The following is a 19,602-nucleotide window of genomic DNA, read 5'->3' as shown; positions in this document are numbered from 1 at the left end:
GCGGTGCTGCAGAGCATCCACATGGCTCGAAACACTCCCGCCCGTGGGAGTGAGCTTGCTCACGAAGAGGCCCGTGCAGCCGCTGGACATCCATTGATCAGGTAATCCGTCTTCGCGAGCAAGCTCGCTCCCACAAGATCAGCGATCTGTGACGCGGAGCATCACGAAGGGCATTCCCACGATAGGCACATGACTAGCCGTAACGCTTCTTCGCTTCGATGGCCAGGCCGCTGCCGATGCTGCCGAAGATGTTGCCTTCGACGTGGCGTGCGTTGGGCAGCATGTCCGAGACGCTGTTGCGCAGGGCCGGGATGCCGCTTGAACCGCCGGTGAAGAACACCGTGCTGACCTGTTCGACACTCACTCCCGCATCGTTCAGCAAGTTCGTCACGCTGTTGCGCACGCGCTCAAGCTGGGCGTCGATCGCTGCTTCGAACATCACCCGGCTAAGGTCCACGCTCAGTCCGGCTTCCACTCGATCCATGAGCAGGTGACGGCTGTCGGCGTGGGTCAGCTGGATCTTGGTTTCTTCCACTTCCATGGCCAGCCAGTGCCCGGCGCGCTGTTCGATCAGTTTGAACAGGCGATCGATGCCGCCGGTGTCTTCGATGTCGTAGCGCATGCTGCCCAGGGCCAGTTGCGACTTTTGCGAGTACACGGCGTTGATGGTGTGCCAGGTCGCCAGGTTCATATGGTGGCTGGTCGGCATGTACGCACCGCTTTTCATGCGGCTGCCATAACCGAACAGCGGCATCACGCCTTGCAGGCTCAACTGCTTGTCGAAGTCGGTCCCGCCGATGTGCACGCCACCGGTGGCGAGGATGTCCTGCTGGCGATCATCGTGCTGGCGTCGCTCGGGCGACAGACGCACCAGCGAAAAGTCCGAGGTACCGCCGCCAATGTCGACGATCAGCACCAGTTCTTCGTCCTGGATGGTGGACTCGTAGTCGAAGGCCGCCGCGATGGGCTCGAACTGGAAGGACACGTCCTTGAAGCCGATCTTGCGCGCCACTTCAGCCAGCGTGTCTTCGGCTTCCTGATCGGCCTGTGCGTCGTCATCGACAAAATGCACCGGACGGCCCAGCACGACCTGCTCGAATTCGCGGCCGGCCGTTTGCTCCGCGCGCTTTTTCAGCTCGCCGATAAACAGGGCCAGCAAATCCTTGAACGGCATCGCTGTGCCCAGCACGCTGGTGTCATGCTTGATCAGCTTGGAGCCCAGCAGGCTTTTGAGCGAGCGCATCAGGCGGCCTTCATAGCCTTCCAGATACTCGTGCAGCGCCAGGCGGCCATACACCGGGCGGCGCTCTTCCATATTGAAGAACACCACCGAAGGCAGGGTAATCTTGTCGTCCTCCAGCGCGATCAACGATTCCATGCCGGGTCGTTGCCAGCCGACAGTGGAGTTGGACGTGCCGAAATCGATACCGCAGGCACGGGCCGGGGATTGGTCATTCATGTCTTTTACGTTCCAGTCAAAAAACGGCCGCGCAGTTTATGTCAGCGCGGGCAAATTGCGTAGCGCGACACGTCGCTTATATTTACCTGGCTGTATTTGCGGCCAAGGCTTGAACTGAGACCCGTTACCCCCAATCTTGTAGGGATTCCCGGTAGACCCTGTTGTCGGACACTATGTTGTCGAGCTATCGACCCGCCGGCAAAGGCGGCTGGTCTATCTGTATATTTTTCGACGTTAGGTAATCCAGATGCCTCGTGACAGAGGGAGCTGGGCGCGTGACGCCAGCGTATCTGGCTTTGCCGGATAATTCGGATGGGTGATCGTTACATGGATTTCAAAGACTACTACAAGATACTTGCCGTGGAGCCGACTGCGGACGACAAGGCGATCAAGACCGCCTATCGCAAACTCGCGCGCAAGTATCACCCGGACGTCAGCAAGGAGGCAGGCGCCGAAGACAAGTTCAAGGAAGCTTCCGAAGCCTATGAGGTACTCAGCAGCCCTGAAAAGCGCGCCGAGTATGATGAGCTGCGCAAATACGGTCGTCAGGGCCGCCCGTTCCAGACTCCGCCGGGCTGGCAAAGCCGCGCAGGTGCCGGGGCAGGCGGGTTCGAGGAAACGGCAGACTTCTCGGAGTTTTTCAGCTCCATTTTCGGTGGCCGGCCACAGCAGGGCGGGCGTACCCGCAACGCGGGGCGTACCGGGCAGGACGTGGAGATGGAACTGGCGGTGTTTCTCGAAGAAACCCTGTCGGGGGAATCCAAGCAGGTCAGCTTCAAGGTGCCGCAGCACAGCCCCAACGGGCAGCGCATGAGTGATATCACCAAGACCCTGAACGTGAAGATTCCGGCGGGCGTCGTCGATGGCGAGCGTATTCGCCTGAAGGGGCAGGGCGCGCCGGGCGTAGGCGGTGGTGCCAATGGCGATTTGTACCTGATCATTCGCCTGGCCCCGCACCCGCTGTTCGAGGTCGAAGGCCATGATCTGGTCATCACCGTGCCGCTGGCTCCCTGGGAAGCCGTGCTGGGCACCAAGGTCGCCGTGCCGACGCTGACCAGCAGGCTCAACCTGACCATCCGCCCGGACAGTCAGAACGGTCAGCGTCTGCGGATCAAGGGTAACGGCTTGATGAACAAGAGTGGCGAACGCGGCGATCTTTATGCGCAGTTGAAAATCGTCGTGCCCAAGCACACCGACGAGGCTACGCGGGCGCTCTGGCAGAAACTGGCCGACAGTTCTTCGTTCGATCCCCGTGCGCAGTGGAAGGGTTGAGCGGAGCAGTCTTGCGACTCGGTCTTTTCTGCCTGGGCTGATGCGGCACCCGTATCTGCGGGCAGTCAGCCCCGGTCAGTTTTTCGGCAGCACCACATTGAAGGTCGTGCCCTCACCAATGGTCGAGGTCACAGTGATGCTGCCGCCGTGGGCGTTGACCACTTCCTTGACGATGAACAGGCCCAGGCCCAGGCTGGTCGACGTGCCGCGTGTTTCGCTGTTTTCCTCGGTGCTGCGCACCAGCGGATCGAAAATCGTCCCGATAGCGTCTTCGGCAATCGGTTTGCCTTCGTTGTGTACCACCAATATCACGGCTTTCTCGGCGCCCGTGACTGTCACCGTTATCTCGTGGCTGGCCGCACCATGCTGCAGGGCATTGCCGATCAGGTTTTGCAGCATCTGGCTGATCCGCCCGGCGTCCCAGTGGCCCTTGGTGTTGCCTTCTACGTTCAGCACCGGAGCAGAGTCCGGTCGCCCTGCACAGGCTTCTTCGATCGCCTCGCGGCAGGCGCTGGCCAGGTCCATGTATTTGCGTTCCACCGGCAGCCCGGCGCCCAGACGACTGCGTACGAACTCCAGCAGATCGCTGACCATCGAGCCCATATGGCGGGTGCTGGTCTGGATACGTGAAACATAGGACTGGGTTTTTTCGTCCAGCGTTATTTTGCGTGCCAGCAACTCGGTGGACATGCTGACGGCCTGCAGCGGTGCGCGCAGATCGTGACCGAGAATGGCAAGAAAGATATCCCGTGAGCGGCCAACCCGTTCCGCATAGGCCGCGGTGGATTCGGCAAGCGCCTCGTCGATGGCTTCGTTGAAGCGAATCACGTCCTGAAAATCAGCCAGTTGCGGCGCTGCCAGGCTTTCTACCCAGAGGCGGATGACGCTGGCGCGCAGATGGCGAAACTCCGACGTCATCTGCACCAGATCAAAACCGACCTCATGGCGCAACTCGCCATGGCTGCTGGCTGCTTCGTCCAGGCTTGGCGTCTTGTTCAGCTCTTCGCCCCTGGCCTTGGCAATTTCTTCGCTTTTGCTCTGCGCGGTCTTCATGTCCCGCGCGGCGGCGAGCAAAATCGACCTGGCATGATCCCGCAACTCGGCCTTGGTCATCGTTTCTGCCGCAGGTTTCAGGGTTCTGGCGAAGGCTTCCCATTCATCGACGATGCGATCCACATGAATAGCGATGAATTCGGAAAGGCGCATGGCCGAGTACCTTGCTGGAGAGGCGTGACGAAAGATGGCGCATATTATCGCCTTTACAGAGCACGACAAACAGAGTGTTTACTGTCATTTCTGTCAGTAGACGCTGATTTCTATGGGGCCTATGTTCATTCGGCAGGTTAATCGAATGGAGGCCCTGAGCATGAGTGTCATGACAGTTACTGATTCGACCTTTCAGAAGGATGTCATTGAGGCGAGCAACCAAAAGCTCGTGGTGGTGGAATTCTCGACGAAAGTGAAGGTAAACAAGCGAGGCGAGGATAACGCCAGCGCCAGAATGGATACCATTTTTAATGCGCTGGAAGAGAAATATGCCGGAAAGGTCAGCTTGGTCAGGGTCGAGATCGAACTGGATTCGCATCTCAACCCGGTGACTTCGACTCAATATCAGATAAATCATGGTCCGACGATGGTTTTCTTCAAGGCTGGCGCAAGAGCAAGGGAAGACCTTGTCGGCCAGCAAACCAAAGAACGGATGACGCAAATCCTGGATGAATTGCTACCCGCTTCGTAATGGGAGAATGACCATGTCGAACACAGAACTCACAGCTTTTGTCGAAGAGCGTGTAACGCGTGCCCAGCAGACACTGGCCGATGGAAAAGTCAGCAAGCTCGACGACGTAGCGACAGGAAAACTGAGCGTTTTTCTCCCATTGCAGCGAGCATTGCAGGGCACCGGCACCCCCAAGGATCTGGGGGTACTGGACGCTATCAACGATACGCTGCAGTCGCTGAAAATATTGGAATCTAAAGAAACACTTCTGAATTACCAGAACAAAGCAGCCCGGGTCCGGGTCGTCAAGAACGATGCGGACTTCAGTTCCCAATGGACTGCAATCAGCCCGTTGGTGGTGTTGGAATTCAGCAACCCCGGCGTTAATGACCACGGTGAAGCGAACAACAGTACACGGACTGGGGCAATTCTCGATGAGCTAGCGCCTGAGTTTGCCGGGAGGGTCGTCATGCTTCGTGTGCCTGTGGACACTAGCCCAGCGACCGCCCAAAACTACAATGTCACCGTTACACCAACCGTCATCTTTTTCAAGAGCGGTAAAAAGATTGAGGAAACCGCTGATTTTCATCTGAAGTCCTGGTTCAGAGCCAAACTCAACGAGTTGCTTAGCCTCAAAGAATAAACCGAGCAATAAATATTGAAGGGCCTTCTGAAAGCGAAGGCCCTTGCTGATTCAAAACAGAAAATACCGCTGCGCCATCGGCAGCACATCGGCAGGTTCGCACCATAGCAGCACGCCGTCGGCCTTGACCTGATAGGTCTGCGGGTCGACTTCGATGTCCGGCAGGTAATCGTTGTGGATCAGGTCTTTTTTCTGCACGGTACGGCAGCCTTTGACGACACCGATCTGCTTTTTCAGGCCCAGTGACTCCGGTACGCCGGCGTCGAACGCTGCCTGGCTGATGAACGTCAGGCTGGTGGCGTGCAGTGAACTGCCGAAGCTTGCGAACATCGGGCGGTAATGAACCGGTTGCGGGGTCGGGATTGAAGCATTGGCGTCGCCCATCAGGCTGGCAGCGATGGCCCCGCCCTTGAGGATCAGGGTCGGTTTGACGCCAAAGAACGCCGGCCGCCACAGCACCAGGTCTGCCCATTTACCGACTTCGATGGAGCCCACTTCATGGCTGATGCCGTGGGTGATCGCCGGATTGATGGTGTATTTGGCGATGTAACGCTTGGCGCGGAAGTTGTCGTTGCCCGGGCCGTCCTGCGGCAGTGGGCCGCGCTGTTTCTTCATCTTGTCGGCGGTTTGCCAGGTGCGCATGATCACTTCGCCAACCCGGCCCATGGCCTGGCTGTCGGAACTGAGCATGGAAAAGGCGCCCAGGTCGTGAAGGATATCCTCGGCGGCGATGGTCTCGCGGCGGATGCGGCTTTCCGCGAAAGCCACGTCTTCGGCGATGCTCGGGTCCAGGTGGTGGCAGACCATGAGCATGTCCAGGTGCTCGTCGATGGTGTTGCGGGTGAACGGGCGCGTCGGGTTGGTCGAGCTCGGCAGCACGTTCGGCGAACCACAGGCCTTGATGATGTCTGGCGCATGACCGCCACCGGCACCTTCGGTGTGATAAGTGTGAATCGTGCGGTTCTTGAACGCGGCCAGGGTGGTCTCGACAAAACCCGACTCGTTGAGGGTGTCGGTGTGGATCGCGACCTGCACGTCGTATTCGTCGGCCACGCTCAGGCAATTGTCGATGGCCGCAGGCGTGGTACCCCAGTCTTCGTGCAGCTTCAGACCGATGGCCCCCGCCTTGACCTGTTCGATCAGCGGGCCGGGCAGGCTGACGTTGCCCTTGCCGGTGAAGCCGATGTTCATCGGGAACGAGTCCGAGGCCTGGAGCATGCGCGCCATGTGCCACGGGCCGGGTGTGACGGTGGTGGCGTTGGTGCCCGTGGCCGGGCCGGTGCCGCCGCCGATCATCGTTGTCACGCCGCTCATCAGGGCCTCTTCGATCTGTTGCGGGCAGATGAAGTGGATGTGCGTGTCGACGCCACCCGCGGTGAGGATCATGCCTTCGCCGGCAATGACCTCGGTGGCAGCGCCGACGGCAATGGTCACGTCCGGCTGGATGTCCGGGTTGCCCGCCTTGCCAATGGCCGCGATACGCCCGTTCTTGATGCCGACGTCGGCCTTGACGATGCCCCAGTGATCGATGATCAGGGCATTGGTGATCAGCGTGTCGACCACCTCGGCGGCCAGCAGCTGGCCCTGGCCCATGCCGTCACGAATGACCTTGCCACCGCCGAACTTCACTTCTTCGCCATAGGTGGTGAAGTCCTTCTCGACCTCGATCCACAGCTCGGTGTCGGCCAGGCGAACCTTGTCGCCGACGGTGGGGCCGAACATGTCTGCGTAGGCCTGTCGGCTTATCTTCATCTCTCGTACCTCGGATTCAGAGCGGCAAGCTGCAGGCCGCACACTGTAATGTGTTCAAAGCGACAAGCTGAAAGATGCAAGCTGCAAGTCTTTAGTCGTCACATGCTTTTCTCTTGAAGCTTGAAGCTTGAAGCTTGAAGCTAAAGCTCCCCCATCACTCGCCCGGCAAACCCGTAAACCTTGCGCAAGCCGGCCAGGTCGACCAGCTCGACTTCGCGGGACTGGCCCGGTTCGAAGCGCACGGCGGTGCCTGCCGGAATGTTCAGGCGCATGCCCCGGCTGGCGGCGCGGTCGAAGGTCAGTGCGTCGTTGGTTTCGAAAAAGTGGAAATGCGAGCCCACCTGAATCGGCCGGTCGCCGCTGTTGGCGACGGTCAGGCTGAGGGTGCGGCGTCCGGCGTTGAGTTCGATGTCGCCGGGCTGGATCTGGTATTGACCAGGGATCATGTCGGTTGCCCCAAGGTTTTGAAATAAATGGCGGTCGGCCGATAGCGACCGTCCGGTGTCGCGCAATAATCCGGCAGCTCACCGACACGGTTGTAGGCCAGCGCGCTGTAGAAGGCTTCAGCCGTCGAGCCTGCTTCGGTGTCCAGGTGCAGCAGCCCACGCTTGTGTTTCACCGCAGTCTGTTCGATCTCCTCCATCAGTTGCCTGCCCAGGCCGCGACCTCGGGCTTGCGGCAGTACCATCAGTTTTTGCACTTCGGCGCGGTTCAGGCCGTTGGGCTTCTGACACAGCGACAACTGCGCGCTGGCCAGCACATGACTGTCCTCGGCCACCACCCACAGCAGCAGATCGCCTGCGGCGATATCGGCCTTCAGGCTATCGCACCAGGCATACGCCTGCTGCATATCCAGATCCGCCATGAACCCGACCGATGCGCCGCCGTGAACCGTGTCGAACAGCAGTTGCGCCAGGCCATGGCGATAATGCGCGAAGCTTTCAGCGGTAACACGTCGCAGTTGTGCATGGTTCATGGCGTGCTCTCTAGAGGGGCTTGGGTGAGAGGGGCTTGGGTGCCTGTGAAGCGGGCGCAGGCGCACCGGGCGACAGGTCGAGCTGCATGAACGTCAGGTCCAGCCAGCGGCCGAACTTGGTGCCGACCTGCGGCATTTGCCCGGTAATCTTGAAGCCCAGGCGATCATGCAGGGCGATGGACGCAGCGTTACCGCTTTCGATGGCCGCGACCATCATGTGCTTGTCACAGTCGCGGGCGCGCTCAATCAACGCGGCCATCAGCCGCGGGCCCAGGCCTTTGCCGCGCTGGTCGGCGCGCACGTAGACCGAATGCTCGACCGTATGGCGAAAGCCTTCGAACGGCCGCCAGTCGCCAAACGACGAATAGCCGAGCACTTCGCCGGCGTTGTCGACCGCCACCAGAATCGGATAACCCTGACTCTGGCGAGCTGCGTACCAGGCCTGGCGGTTGGCCAGATCAACCGGCTGCTCGTTCCAGATAGCCGTGGTGTTGAGCACTGCATCGTTGTAGATGTCCAGAATGCCCGGCAGATCGTCCGGCAGGGCATCGCGAATCACGTCCTGCATGATCACTCCTTCAGGCAATCGGCTGATGCACGGTGACGAGTTTGGTGCCGTCCGGGAAGGTGGCTTCCACCTGGATCTCCGGGATCATTTCCGCGATACCTTCCATGACCTGATCGCGGCTCAGCAGGGTCGTGCCGTAATGCATGAGCTCAGCGACGGTCTGCCCGTCACGCGCACCTTCGAGCAGCGCCGCAGAAATATAGGCCATGGCTTCCGGGTAGTTGAGCTTCACGCCGCGCGCCAGACGCCGTTCGGCGACCAGTCCGGCGGTGAAGATCAGCAGCTTGTCTTTTTCGCGTGGTGTCAGGTCCATGGGGCTTCCGTTTGTTCAAATTCGTTGGTTGATCGTTCCCAGGCTTGAGCCCTCATCGTTATGTATAAGTCTGTTTTGGGTTCTGGCCGAAGGCCGTGGGAGCGAACTTGTTCGCGAAGGGGCCGGTGTAGTCGCCGAAAATGCAGCGCCTAAAACATTGTCTTCGCGAACAGGTTCGCTCCCACGCCCTGCGGGCAGAAGCGCTAAAAGCCCCGATTTTCGGGCTTTTCAGGACTTATGTATCACGCTGAGTGCATCAGCGCCGAGGGTGTAGCATGGAATGCAGAGCGTCCAGTCATCAATCAGGTGTTCCAGATTCTTGGCGTTACCGCCTCGCGTCCCAGCAGGGCAGGGCGCAGGTATTTCCAGATTTGTATCAGCCAGGCCCGTGCGTGCAGTGCTTCGTCTGCCAGGCAGCGAGCGACCAGCAGGCCGGGCAGTTGCGTCAGATCGCCGCGTACCGGGTTGGGCATCGACAGCGAACGGCAGGCCTCGAGCAGCTCGCTGTCGACTTCGCCGGTCATCAGCAGGGTGGCGAACACCGTTCTGCCGTCCAGGCCGATGGGCGAGTCCAGCAGCCCGTCGCCACCGATAATGCGTTGTCGCTCATGCCAGAGCAATGTGCCGTCGCGACGGATATCCAGATGCGATTGAAACTGCCCGTGCTCGAACCGCTCGCCACTGGCCGGCCGGCCCAGCGCCACCACATCCCAGTAGCATAGCTTCGCATCACCGTGCAGCTCTATGCGGGTGCTCAGTTCTGCCTGGGCGTTGCTGAAGACGATGCTTTCCTGCGGCAGCCATTCCAGTGTCGCGCCGGGCTGGACGTGCAGTTCCAGTTGCTGAAAGGCCGGGCTGGCGGCGCGATACCATTTGGCCGCGCCGGGGCTGGTCAACTGTGCCCAGGCATCGGCACCCACGGTGGCCGAGATATCCAGCCGGTCTCCCCCGGCGATACCGCCCGGTGGATGAACGATGATGTGCTGGCACACCTCCGGGCCTTCGGCGTACAGATGCTTTTGCACGCGCAGCGGTCCTTTGTGGCGCCGCAGTGTCGGGCGTGTGCTGTCATCAAAACGGCCGTAACCCAATTCCAGCTCGGCGTGCCAGCTGGGGGTGAAGAGGGCGGTGTTGGCAGGCAGGTTCATGATGTCTTCATTGGCTTGTCGAGTGCTGCACGATAACGGATTGACGCATCAAATGGTCACCAGACCACGAACGCCGTCGCTCTCCATGTTCTCGCCACGGCCCTGCTGGACGATCTCGCCCCGCGACATCACCAGGTACTGATCGGCCAGTTCCGCGGCGAAGTCGTAGAACTGCTCGACCAGCAGAATCGCCATGTCGCCACGCTCGGCGAGCTTTTTGATGACCGCGCCGATTTCCTTGATCACCGAGGGCTGAATACCTTCGGTGGGCTCGTCGAGAATCAGCAGGCGTGGACGGCTCGCCAGCGCCCGGCCTATCGCCAGTTGCTGCTGCTGACCACCGGACAGATCGCCGCCGCGACGGTGCTTCATTTGCAGCAGCACCGGGAACAACTCGTAGATGAAGGCCGGCACTTCCTTGGCCTCGGAGCCCGGAAAACGCGACAGGCCCATGAGCAGATTTTCCTCGACCGTCAGCCGGCCGAATATTTCCCGGCCCTGCGGCACGTAAGCAATCCCGGCATGTACCCGTTGGTGTGTCTTGAACTGGGTGATGGCCTTGCCTTCCCATTGCACCGAACCTTCCTTCGATGGCAGCAGGCCCATCAGTACACGCAGGAGCGTGGTCTTGCCCACGCCGTTGCGGCCCAGCAGGCAGGTGACCTCTCCGACCTTCACATCAAACGACAGACCGCGAAGAATGTGGCTGCCGCCGTAATATTGGTGGAGCTGGCTAACAGTGAGCATGAGGGCCTCATGAGTTATAAGCTTCAAGCTTCAAGCTGCAAGTAAAGAGCAGCACGTTGTTTTTGCTTCTAGCTTGCAGCTTGCAGCTTGCAGCTTGCAGCTAAAAGCTTGCAGCTGGTCGCGCTAGCGCCCCAAGTAAACTTCGATCACGCGTTCGTCGGCCTGTACGTCGTTCAGCGAGCCTTCAGCCAGCACGCTGCCCTGGTGCAGCACGGTGACATGGTCGGCAATCGAGCCGACGAAACCCATGTCGTGTTCAACCACCATCAGCGAATGCTTGCCGGCCAGGCTTTTGAACAGCTCGGCGGTGAATTCGGTTTCGGCATCGGTCATGCCCGCGACGGGCTCGTCGAGCAGCAGTAATTGCGGGTCCTGAACCAGCAGCATGCCGATCTCCAGAAACTGCTTCTGGCCGTGGGACAGCAAGCCCGCAGGACGGTGCATCGAGCTGGTCAGGCGGATCGTTTCCAGCACCTCAGCGATCCGGTCCTGTTGCTCGCCGCTCAACCGCGCACGCAGACTGGCCCACACCGATTTGTCGGTCTTCTGTGCCAGCTCGAGGTTTTCGAACACGCTCAAGGCCTCGAATACCGTGGGTTTCTGGAACTTGCGGCCGATGCCGGCCTGAGCGATCTGCACTTCGGTCAGCTTCGTCAGGTCCAGCGTTTCACCGAACCAGGCCTTGCCGTGGCTGGGGCGGGTCTTGCCGGTGATGACGTCCATCAGCGTGGTCTTGCCCGCGCCGTTGGGGCCGATGATGCAGCGCAGTTCGCCTACGCCGATGTACAGATTCAGATCGTTCAGGGCCTTGAAGCCGTCGAAGCTGACGCTGATGTCTTCCAGCGTCAGGATCGTGCCGTGGCGAGTATTGAGGCCTTTGCCTGCGCTCTTGCCGAGCCCCACCGCGTCGCGGCTGGTGCCTGCGTCGGAGTTCGGGGCCAGAATCGGTTCGAGCATGAAAGACGGGGTCGGAGTGGTTTTCATTGCTCGCTCCTTTTCTTCAGCATGCCGATCACGCCCTTGGGCAGATACAGCGTGACGATGATGAACAGCGCGCCGAGAAAGAACAGCCAGTATTCCGGGAAGGCCATGGTGAACCAGCTTTTCATGCCGTTCACCAGACCTGCGCCCAGCAGCGGGCCGATCAGCGTGCCACGGCCACCCAGGGCTACCCAGACAGCGGCTTCAATGGAGTTGGTCGGCGACATTTCGCTGGGGTTGATAATGCCGACCTGCGGCACATACAAGGCGCCAGCCAGACCGCACAGCACGGCGCTCAGCACCCAGACGAACAGTTTGAAGCCGCGCGGATCGTAACCGCAGAACATCAGGCGGTTTTCCGCATCGCGCAGCGCGGTCAGCACGCGGCCGAACTTGCTCTGCGCCAGGCGCCAGCCGATGTACAGACTGGCCACCAGCAGTGCGACCGTGGCCAGAAACAGCGCGGCTCTGGTCCCTTGTGCACTGATGCTGAAGCCCAGAATGCTGCGGAAGTTGGTGAAGCCGTTGTTGCCGCCAAAGCCGGTCTCGTTGCGAAAGAACAGCAGCATGCCGGCGAAGGTCAGCGCCTGGGTCATGATCGAGAAGTACACGCCCTTGATCCGCGAGCGGAAGGCGAAGAAGCCGAAGATCAGCGCCAGCAGTCCCGGTGCCAATACCACCAGGCACATCGCCCAGAGGAAATGGTCGGTGCCCGCCCAGTACCATGGCAGCTCGGTCCACGACAGGAAGGTCATGAAGGCCGGCAACCCATCCCCAGCGGCCTGGCGCATCAGGTACATGCCCATGGCATAACCGCCTAGGGCGAAGAACAGGCCGTGGCCCAGCGACAGCAACCCGGCGTAGCCCCAGACCAGGTCCAGCGCCAGCGCGACAATGGCGTAGCAGAGGATCTTGCCCACCAGGGTCAGGGTGTAGGCCGAGACCTGAAAGCTGTTATCGGCAGGCAGCAGCGACAGCAGCGGCAGTGCCAGCAGCACTGCAAGGATTACGCAGCCTGCGGTCAGCGTGCCTCTGGGCCCGACTTTTTGCGCGGCAGTTACTATCAATGGCTGGCTCATCAGTCGATCACCCGTCCTTTCAATGCGAAGAGGCCTTGCGGACGTTTCTGGATAAACAGAATGATCAGCGCCAGGATCAGGATCTTGCCCAACACGGCGCCGATTTGCGGTTCGAGAATCTTGTTGGCGATGCCCAGCCCGAAGGCCGCCATGACGCTACCGGCCAGTTGCCCGACACCGCCGAGCACGACCACCAGGAACGAATCGATGATGTAGCTTTGGCCAAGATCAGGGCCCACGTTGCCGATCTGGCTCAGGGCAACACCCCCCAGACCAGCGATACCTGAGCCCAGACCGAAGGCCATCATGTCGATGCGCCCGGTCGGTACGCCGCAGCAGGCGGCCATGTTGCGGTTCTGGGTGACGGCGCGCACGTTCAGGCCCAGGCGGGTCTTGTTCAGCAGCAGCCAGGTCAGCACCACCACGAACAGCGCGAACGCGATGATCACGATGCGGTTGTAAGGCAGCACCAGATTAGGCAGCACCTGGATGCCGCCAGACAGCCATTGCGGGTTGGCGACTTCGACGTTCTGCGCGCCGAAGGCCAGACGCACGGCCTGAATCAGCATCAGGCTGATGCCCCAGGTCGCCAGCAGGGTTTCCAGTGGGCGGCCATACAGATGACGAATGACCGTACGCTCCAGGGCCATGCCGATCGCGGCGGTGACAAAGAACGCCACCGGCAACGCGATCAGCGGGTAGTACTCGATGGCCCCCGGTGCGTAGCGCTGCAGCATCAGTTGCACGACGTAGGTGGAGTAGGCCCCCAGCATCAGCATCTCGCCATGGGCCATGTTGATCACGCCCAGCAGGCCGAAGGTGATCGCCAGACCCAGCGCCGCCAGCAACAGGATAGAGCCCAGCGACATGCCGCTGAACGCCTGGCCGAGGATCTCCCCGATCATCAGCTTGCGCTTGACCTGCGCCAGGCTGGTTTCAGCCGCCACGCGTACCGAAGCGTCGGTTTCCACGCCGGGCGCCAGCAATGATTCAAGACGGGTACGCGCCAGCGGATCACCGGTTTCGCCCAGCAGTCGCACGGCAGCCAGGCGTACTGTCGGGCTGGAATCGACCATTTGCAGGTTGGCCAGCGCCAGGGTCAGTGCGCTTTTGACGCTGGAATCTGTTTCGCCGGCCACGCGTTCGGTCAGCAACTCCAGTTGTGCAGGGCGGGCGCTTTTTTGCAATTGCAGAGCGGCGGCCATGCGCAGTCGTGTATCGGCTGCCAGCAACTGGTGGCTGGCCAGCGCGGTTTCAACCAGGCCGCGCAGCCGGTTGTTCAAGCGCAATTTACGCGGTTCGTCAGGCGTTGGCGCATCGGCGGCGGCTGGTGCCTGTGCATCGACGGCCACGTATTGATCGTTGTTTTCGATCCAGGCGCGCTTGCTGCTGTCGGCACCCACACGGCCATCGCGTAAGGCTTCAAGCAGCTCGACGCGTTCCGGCACAGGCTTGGCGGCCCAGGCCTCCAGCAGTTCTGCCTGTTGCGAAGAACTGGCTGCGACAAAGTCGCTGGCATCACCGGCCTGGGCAGCCAAAGGCAGCAGCAGGCAGATGGCGAGGATCAAACGGTAAAAATAAGAAGGCATATCAATATGGCCTTGATTCAGTATGGCGTCGTCTACTCTTGAGACGGTCCTTCACGCCCTTCGCCAAGCGTCACATGCGGGGGCTGTTTTTGATTCTGGCCGAAGGCCGTAGGAGCGAACTTGTTCGCGAAAGGGCCGGTACATTCTCCGAAAATGTATCGTTCGAACTACCGTCTTCGCGAACAAGGCGGATCGCCGCCCCGGTCGCTCCTACGCCCTGTGGGCAGAAGCTTTGAAACCCCGGACTTCGCGGGCTTCAGGACCTGTCTATAACGCTTGGCGCTGGAGCGTGGGAACGATCAAGCAGCGTTGATCCGTCAGTTGCTCTTCGCCGGGGCGTCCGGCTTCTTGTCGTTGCCAGGGATGTACGGGCTCCATGGCTGGGCGCGGATCGGCTCTTTGGTCTGCCAGACGACGTTGAACTGACCGTCGTCCTGGATTTCGCCGATCATCACTGGCTTGTGCAAGTGATGGTTGGTCTTGTCCATGGTCAGGGTAAAGCCCGACGGCGCTGCGAACGTCTGTCCGGCCATGGCTTCACGGACCTTGTCCACGTCGGTGGATTTGGCTTTCTCGACCGCCTGCGCCCACATGTGAATGCCGACGTAGGTGGCTTCCATCGGGTCGTTGGTCACGGCCTTGTCAGCGCCTGGCAGGTTTTTCTTTTTGGCGTAGGCTTTCCAGTCAGCCACGAACTTCTTGTTGACCGGGTTTTCCACCGACTGGAAGTAGTTCCAGGCGGCCAGATGGCCTACCAGTGGCTTGGTGTCGATGCCGCGCAGTTCTTCTTCGCCTACCGAGAAGGCCACAACCGGTACGTCGGTAGCGTTCAGGCCCTGGTTGGCCAGTTCCTTGTAGAACGGCACGTTGGAGTCGCCGTTGACGGTGGAGATAACGGCCGTCTTGCCACCCGCGGAGAACTTCTTGATGTTGGCCACGATGGTTTGATAATCGGAGTGACCGAACGGGGTGTAGACCTCTTCGATATCGGTGTCTTTCACGCCTTTGGAATGCAGGAACGCGCGCAGAATCTTGTTGGTGGTGCGCGGGTAGACATAGTCGGTGCCAAGCAGGAAGAAGCGCTTGGCAGCGCCGCCATCTTCACTCATGACATAGTCGACGGCCGGGATAGCCTGCTGGTTAGGCGCGGCGCCGGTGTAGAAAACATTGGGCGACATTTCTTCGCCTTCGTACTGCACCGGGTAGAACAGCAGGCCGTTGAGTTCTTCGAAGACCGGCAGTACCGATTTGCGCGACACCGATGTCCAGCAGCCGAACACCACGGCGACCTTGTCCTGGGTCAGCAACTGACGGCCTTTTTCCGCGAACAGCGGCCAGTTGGACGCCGGGTCCACAACGACCGGCTCCAGCATCTTGCCGTTGACGCCGCCTTTGGCGTTGATCTCGTCGATGGTCATCAAGGCCATGTCCTTGAGCGACGTCTCGGAGATGGCCATGGTGCCGGACAACGAATGCAGAATGCCGACCTTGATGGTCTCGGCAGCCTGAACGGTCCAGGTCAGCCCCATGGCGGCGATGGATGCGGACAGGGTAAAGGCTTTGATCAGGCTGCGACGCTTCATTGACTGGCTCCCTTAGTACATTGTTTGAGGTTTGGCGGCGGTGCATTTCGTTGCTCTTTCAAGCTTTAGCAAGGTCTGGGCCAACGCAGCAACGTCGCGAAACGGAATGATTTTGTCGCGTTGAGTCGAGGAGTCGCACCAAGGTGGAACAACGTTCTGCCGTTGGTGCGTATGAAGCTCTGCGATGGTGCGAAAGGGGTGTTCAGGCTAGCGAGCGGTCAATTTTCCAGGTGTTTCAGACCCATAGCTCCTTTGCTCCGGTGTACAGGTCAAACGTCTGATCAGTGAGTTGCTCGGGAGCGTCGAACCACGCAAACAGCTGACCGTTGATTCGCGTTGTCGCCCCCAGTTGCATGCGCGTGCCCGGTGCGATGGCGACGTGATCACCGAGGAAGCCGGTAAACATGTTTTTTTTCGGTATGCCCGGGGCAAAGATGAAAAAGACCGGGTGATTTTCTGCATTGGCGTTACTGCTCACAAATCCATCCCGGCTCCACAGGAAGGCATTGGCTCGCGATATCGAGGCGGACTGCACGCCACTGTCGGTAAACACCGCACCTGCTTCGTGCTCCAGACAGGCCATCCCTTCGCTTGATACGTACGTCGAGCGAAAAGCAGTGCCATCCCATGCTTTGAGCTGATAGAACTGGCTTAGAAAGTTGCGTGTTGTGGCATTGCGCACACCGCTTCGTAACAGAGGGTTGATGTCCGTCGAGCCACCTTCCGCATAAGCCGCTATTTCGGAAAGGTTTTCGGCGTTGGACGCTGCGCCCAGGGCGAGGTAGTCGGCCTCGAACTTCAAGCGTTCGGCGCTACCTGTCTCTTCCAGGGACACAGGCCAGGCAGTGGTCAGGCTGGCCAGTTGTGATCGGGCATTACGGATGGCGGACTGACTGATGCGTGGTATCTGTTTGCCCACGGTTTTCCAGGCCCCGCTGGTGGTGCGCAATGCGTATTCCTGCTCATGCACCAGTAGCGTTGCGTCAGTCGGGGATCGCCGATAAAGGCGCGAGTGACCAAACATATTGGTACGTCGGCTTACGAAAAAGGTCTGGCCCTCTATATCGATGGCGATGAACCGTTGGGAGTCCATAGCGACGATCAATTTGGGGTCTGCAAAGCGGGGGGCTCTGGAGTGCGACAGGAGGTAGCCGATCTGGATCTGCCCGTCGCGGCCGACCCTGCGGATCAGGTGCGGGCGTCTTACCACCTTCGAGGCATGCATTGCCGGCTTCAGGGCGAGCGCCAGGCGGCCAATGAAAGCGGTAGCAAGATAGCCTACGGCGCTCAGAAATTCCTCGGCTGCACCTTCGAGGTCGCCTTCGTCGAGTTTCGAGAAGGCGCTCCAGGTCTTGTACAGGCCCACGCCCAGTGCGACAGGCATCATGATCGGGTCAGGCAAAAACAGAATTCCGATGTTGGCGATCAGATCGAAGGTTCGGCCTGATCGCCCCATGCCGTTGGCCAGGCTCATTTGCCGTTTGGCTTCGCTGATCAACTGATTGATCCTGGTCTCGTGGATTTCCACATAAAGGTCTTTGCTTTGGCTGACAAATACCACCGGGTGCAGCAGCCTCGCCGGGATCGGTATCAGCGACAGTTGGGTAAAAACCTCTGGCATGCGCCAGTGCCTGGCCTGCTTTTCGTACTGCATGGCACGCAACGTTTCCAGGCGCCTGGAAACCGGTATTTGCTCAATCAGATACTGCTGGAATGGCGCTTTTTCCAAAAAACCGGTGGTCAGGTGATACATGCTGTTGAACCAGCGGAAAACGACGCCGTCGGCAGCATCCAGCGTGCACAGCACCAGTGGCCCCCGCTCGAATTTGTCGGCTGGAGCAATCAGCATGACATTGGTCATCATGAATTGATTGACGCTGAAAAACCGGACCTCGATGGCTTCCCCTTTGATGGTCCGACGCCCTTGCGGTGCCGGCGAATCAAGCACTGCCTCGATCCACTCAAGACCGGCCGGTGCAAAAGCCTGCTGTTCGATCTCCAGCAGGGCCATCTTCATCCGGGCTTCCAGCATGGCTTTCTGCAACTGCTTGAGTTGTCGCGCATACGCTGATGTCTTCAGATTGAGATCGAGGTAGTCGCTAAGGTGCTGAGGGTTCTCTATGGCTGTGACCAGCCTCTTTATAGTGGCCATGTCCAGTTTCTGGATGACGGCGCCTGCCTCATCGACAGCGTGGATCAGCACTGCATCTGCGGCCCTGGCACGGTGGGCATGGGTATGCGCCAGTTGCCAGAGCGAAATGTTTTCAGTTTCGGTTGTCGGCAGCACAGGTGCGCCGGGGATCTCCAGCACTTCGGTGCCAAGCCTGTAATTAATCGAAACGGTAATCTGCTGCGCGGCTATTTCGACAGATGCCTGTTTCAATACTTCATCCAGATGCTTGTCGATATAGCGCGTGAGATAGGTACGGCTATCATTGTCCGGCGGGTCGAAGTTAGCCTTGCTGACTTGCCGGATGCTGACAACCGACTCACCAAACTGTTGTGCCTGCGCAAGCCATTCCTCGCGTTGCGACGCCTGCATGGTTTTCCACCAGTCAGGCATCTGGCTCTGAACCAGGTCGTTATCGAGCCTGTCCAGGCGCCAATGGTTGTCAAAGTAAAGCTCTGGCTTCAGCAAATGCGTTATCAATTGCTCGAAACAAACCTCGTCCATCCGTTGAGCACGAGCAAGCTGTACGGCCTGAGCGAACATTGATTGCTGTCGGGCGATCTGGCGGGTGTGCAACAGGCTCAGAAAATTGCCTTCCAGCAAGGTGTACTGCCATTGCAGCGCGATGAAACCGGAGGCGGCCTGGCTTGCCTGTTCAGCCGCAGGCTCAATCCCCAGGCGTCGCCTGTAGTCAGGCTCTGTTGCGCGTTGAGCAAGGCGCTCATTCATGTGTGTCAGGGATGCAAATGCCTCCAGCCCGTCATAAGGAGTGAACAGCAGGACGTCCTCAAGCTCCTCTTCGTCAAGCTGTAACAGCGGTTCTTTACGAAGACGTCGAGCGATGGCAAACGCACCGGAGATCGCAATTGCAGGGCCATCACCGATACGGGTCGAGAGGCTGAAAATGCTGTGGGGTTGAATTTGCGCGATGTTTCCGGCCGGGCGTGTGGCACATGGCCCCAGTGCTGCCGATAGCAGACTGTAGTGCCCGGTCGCCATTTTTCCCGAGGCGATCAGCACCGCGCATTCGGATTTCAGACACTCGATCTGCTCGGCCAGATACCGGTTGCTCCGGGTTTCACCGTCCGGCGTTGCGATGGCCCAATAGTCTGCAAGTTTCTGGCTATAGAATTGCTCCAGCTGCTGGCTGACCCGAGTGTAGAAATCCACGATAGCCGCTCGACCCAGCGGCTGGATGGCCGGTGTCTGCGAAGTGGACGACGGGGTCGGGTAAAGACCCTGCACATCATTGTCGGTCCAGTTCAAAAGGCCGGTGAAATGCTCGACCAGGCTGGAGATCAACGGAACGCTGTGTATGTTGGCGCCGTCGTCCGCTGCGACCTTGCTGTCGCGGTAGGTCAGCCATGTGGTCTCGACATCCAGGTCGGGTTTGAGCGGGTGCAGCAGGCTACGGGCGAGCTCTTGCGTCGTCTTGCTGAAACCGGGTGGATAGCTATCGCTGGCAAGCGAGGCGGGTAGAGGTGGGGGTGATGTCGTGAGCGGTAAGTTCATGGTGCCGATTCGTCTGCATGATGGATGATCCGCTCGAGGCAATGGCCTGGCGGTTCATGTCATGTAGTCACGGTCGGTGCTGCGGGGATATCA

At 59.7% G+C, this 19,602-nt stretch carries 17 protein-coding genes; 3 read left to right on the top strand and 14 right to left on the bottom strand.

Going from position 1 to position 19,602, the window contains the following annotated elements:
* Positions 1-193 precede the first annotated feature (193 nt).
* Positions 194-1,459 carry an Hsp70 family protein gene (locus KBY08_RS13455; protein WP_003400303.1) on the bottom strand — a complete coding sequence of 422 codons (1,266 nt, stop codon included), beginning with the start codon at positions 1,457-1,459 and terminating at the stop codon, positions 194-196.
* 327 nt (positions 1,460-1,786) lie between these two features.
* Between KBY08_RS13455 and cbpA the strand changes: the two genes are divergently transcribed.
* Positions 1,787-2,731, top strand: a complete 945-nt coding sequence (cbpA, locus tag KBY08_RS13450) for a curved DNA-binding protein (RefSeq protein WP_111522237.1) — start codon at positions 1,787-1,789, stop codon at positions 2,729-2,731.
* 75 nt (positions 2,732-2,806) lie between these two features.
* Here cbpA and KBY08_RS13445 read toward each other — a convergent pair whose 3' ends face one another.
* A complete protein-coding gene (locus KBY08_RS13445) occupies positions 2,807-3,937 on the bottom strand; it encodes a sensor histidine kinase (RefSeq protein ID WP_111522225.1) in 1,131 nt (376 codons plus the stop codon).
* A 160-nt stretch (positions 3,938-4,097) separates the two neighbouring features.
* Between KBY08_RS13445 and KBY08_RS13440 the strand changes: the two genes are divergently transcribed.
* Positions 4,098-4,469, top strand: coding sequence for a thioredoxin family protein (locus KBY08_RS13440; protein WP_024651866.1), 372 nt, complete (start codon positions 4,098-4,100; stop codon positions 4,467-4,469).
* A 13-nt stretch (positions 4,470-4,482) separates the two neighbouring features.
* Entirely contained in the window at positions 4,483-5,091 is a 609-nt protein-coding gene (locus KBY08_RS26785) for a thioredoxin family protein (RefSeq protein WP_111522236.1), read from the top strand.
* Positions 5,092-5,142: 51 nt separating this feature from the next.
* On the opposite strand, the gene ureC is transcribed toward KBY08_RS26785, so the two are convergent.
* From ureC to KBY08_RS13375, 12 genes are all read right to left on the bottom strand, one after another.
* Positions 5,143-6,843, bottom strand: coding sequence for an urease subunit alpha (gene ureC / locus KBY08_RS13430; protein WP_011269033.1), 1,701 nt, complete (start codon positions 6,841-6,843; stop codon positions 5,143-5,145).
* 140 nt (positions 6,844-6,983) lie between these two features.
* Positions 6,984-7,289: an urease subunit beta gene (locus tag KBY08_RS13425; RefSeq protein WP_003391866.1), complete on the bottom strand. Its 306-nt coding sequence runs from the start codon at positions 7,287-7,289 to the stop codon at positions 6,984-6,986.
* Positions 7,286-7,819, bottom strand: a complete 534-nt coding sequence (locus KBY08_RS13420) for a GNAT family N-acetyltransferase (RefSeq protein WP_024638227.1) — start codon at positions 7,817-7,819, stop codon at positions 7,286-7,288. Before KBY08_RS13420 ends, KBY08_RS13425 begins: the two co-directional genes overlap by 4 nt.
* A 10-nt stretch (positions 7,820-7,829) precedes the next feature.
* Entirely contained in the window at positions 7,830-8,387 is a 558-nt protein-coding gene (locus tag KBY08_RS13415) for a GNAT family N-acetyltransferase (protein WP_011269031.1), read from the bottom strand.
* A gap of 10 nt (positions 8,388-8,397) precedes the next feature.
* On the bottom strand, positions 8,398-8,700 hold the full coding sequence (ureA, locus tag KBY08_RS13410) for an urease subunit gamma (RefSeq protein WP_003317023.1): 303 nt from the start codon (positions 8,698-8,700) through the stop codon (positions 8,398-8,400).
* 302 nt (positions 8,701-9,002) lie between these two features.
* Entirely contained in the window at positions 9,003-9,848 is an 846-nt protein-coding gene (locus KBY08_RS13405) for an urease accessory protein UreD (protein WP_003400270.1), read from the bottom strand.
* Between the two features lie 48 nt (positions 9,849-9,896).
* Complete coding sequence (gene urtE, locus KBY08_RS13400) at positions 9,897-10,595, bottom strand: urea ABC transporter ATP-binding subunit UrtE (protein ID WP_024642115.1); 699 nt, start codon at positions 10,593-10,595, stop codon at positions 9,897-9,899.
* Between the two features lie 123 nt (positions 10,596-10,718).
* On the bottom strand, positions 10,719-11,579 hold the full coding sequence (urtD, locus tag KBY08_RS13395) for an urea ABC transporter ATP-binding protein UrtD (RefSeq protein WP_111522224.1): 861 nt from the start codon (positions 11,577-11,579) through the stop codon (positions 10,719-10,721).
* Positions 11,576-12,655, bottom strand: coding sequence for an urea ABC transporter permease subunit UrtC (gene urtC, locus KBY08_RS13390; protein ID WP_011269027.1), 1,080 nt, complete (start codon positions 12,653-12,655; stop codon positions 11,576-11,578). Before urtC ends, urtD begins: the two co-directional genes overlap by 4 nt.
* Complete coding sequence (gene urtB / locus KBY08_RS13385) at positions 12,655-14,244, bottom strand: urea ABC transporter permease subunit UrtB (protein ID WP_011269026.1); 1,590 nt, start codon at positions 14,242-14,244, stop codon at positions 12,655-12,657. Before urtB ends, urtC begins: the two co-directional genes overlap by 1 nt.
* A 317-nt stretch (positions 14,245-14,561) precedes the next feature.
* A complete protein-coding gene (urtA, locus tag KBY08_RS13380) occupies positions 14,562-15,827 on the bottom strand; it encodes an urea ABC transporter substrate-binding protein (RefSeq protein ID WP_011269025.1) in 1,266 nt (421 codons plus the stop codon).
* Positions 15,828-16,062: 235 nt separating this feature from the next.
* Positions 16,063-19,509: a dermonecrotic toxin domain-containing protein gene (locus tag KBY08_RS13375; protein ID WP_111522223.1), complete on the bottom strand. Its 3,447-nt coding sequence runs from the start codon at positions 19,507-19,509 to the stop codon at positions 16,063-16,065.
* Positions 19,510-19,602: the final 93 nt, after the last annotated feature.

This window comes from Pseudomonas sp. P135, assembly GCF_020312125.1.
Lineage (GTDB): Bacteria > Pseudomonadota > Gammaproteobacteria > Pseudomonadales > Pseudomonadaceae > Aquipseudomonas > Aquipseudomonas fragariae.
The sequence above is the reverse complement of the archived record's forward strand: the minus strand, read 5'-3'. Positions and strand labels throughout refer to the sequence as shown.

Coding starts and splice junctions, on each gene's coding strand:
- KBY08_RS13415 (WP_011269031.1), bottom strand. CDS start 8,387: ATGCAGGACGTGATTCGCGATGCCCTGCCGGACGATCTGCCGGGCATT.
- urtD (WP_111522224.1), bottom strand. CDS start 11,579: ATGAAAACCACTCCGACCCCGTCTTTCATGCTCGAACCGATTCTGGCC.
- KBY08_RS13445 (WP_111522225.1), bottom strand. CDS start 3,937: ATGCGCCTTTCCGAATTCATCGCTATTCATGTGGATCGCATCGTCGAT.
- ureA (WP_003317023.1), bottom strand. CDS start 8,700: ATGGACCTGACACCACGCGAAAAAGACAAGCTGCTGATCTTCACCGCC.
- KBY08_RS13455 (WP_003400303.1), bottom strand. CDS start 1,459: ATGAATGACCAATCCCCGGCCCGTGCCTGCGGTATCGATTTCGGCACG.
- cbpA (WP_111522237.1), top strand. CDS start 1,787: ATGGATTTCAAAGACTACTACAAGATACTTGCCGTGGAGCCGACTGCG.
- KBY08_RS13375 (WP_111522223.1), bottom strand. CDS start 19,509: ATGAACTTACCGCTCACGACATCACCCCCACCTCTACCCGCCTCGCTT.
- ureC (WP_011269033.1), bottom strand. CDS start 6,843: ATGAAGATAAGCCGACAGGCCTACGCAGACATGTTCGGCCCCACCGTC.
- KBY08_RS13420 (WP_024638227.1), bottom strand. CDS start 7,819: ATGAACCATGCACAACTGCGACGTGTTACCGCTGAAAGCTTCGCGCAT.
- KBY08_RS13405 (WP_003400270.1), bottom strand. CDS start 9,848: ATGAACCTGCCTGCCAACACCGCCCTCTTCACCCCCAGCTGGCACGCC.
- urtC (WP_011269027.1), bottom strand. CDS start 12,655: ATGAGCCAGCCATTGATAGTAACTGCCGCGCAAAAAGTCGGGCCCAGA.
- urtE (WP_024642115.1), bottom strand. CDS start 10,595: ATGCTCACTGTTAGCCAGCTCCACCAATATTACGGCGGCAGCCACATT.
- KBY08_RS26785 (WP_111522236.1), top strand. CDS start 4,483: ATGTCGAACACAGAACTCACAGCTTTTGTCGAAGAGCGTGTAACGCGT.
- urtB (WP_011269026.1), bottom strand. CDS start 14,244: ATGCCTTCTTATTTTTACCGTTTGATCCTCGCCATCTGCCTGCTGCTG.
- urtA (WP_011269025.1), bottom strand. CDS start 15,827: ATGAAGCGTCGCAGCCTGATCAAAGCCTTTACCCTGTCCGCATCCATC.
- KBY08_RS13440 (WP_024651866.1), top strand. CDS start 4,098: ATGAGTGTCATGACAGTTACTGATTCGACCTTTCAGAAGGATGTCATT.
- KBY08_RS13425 (WP_003391866.1), bottom strand. CDS start 7,289: ATGATCCCTGGTCAATACCAGATCCAGCCCGGCGACATCGAACTCAAC.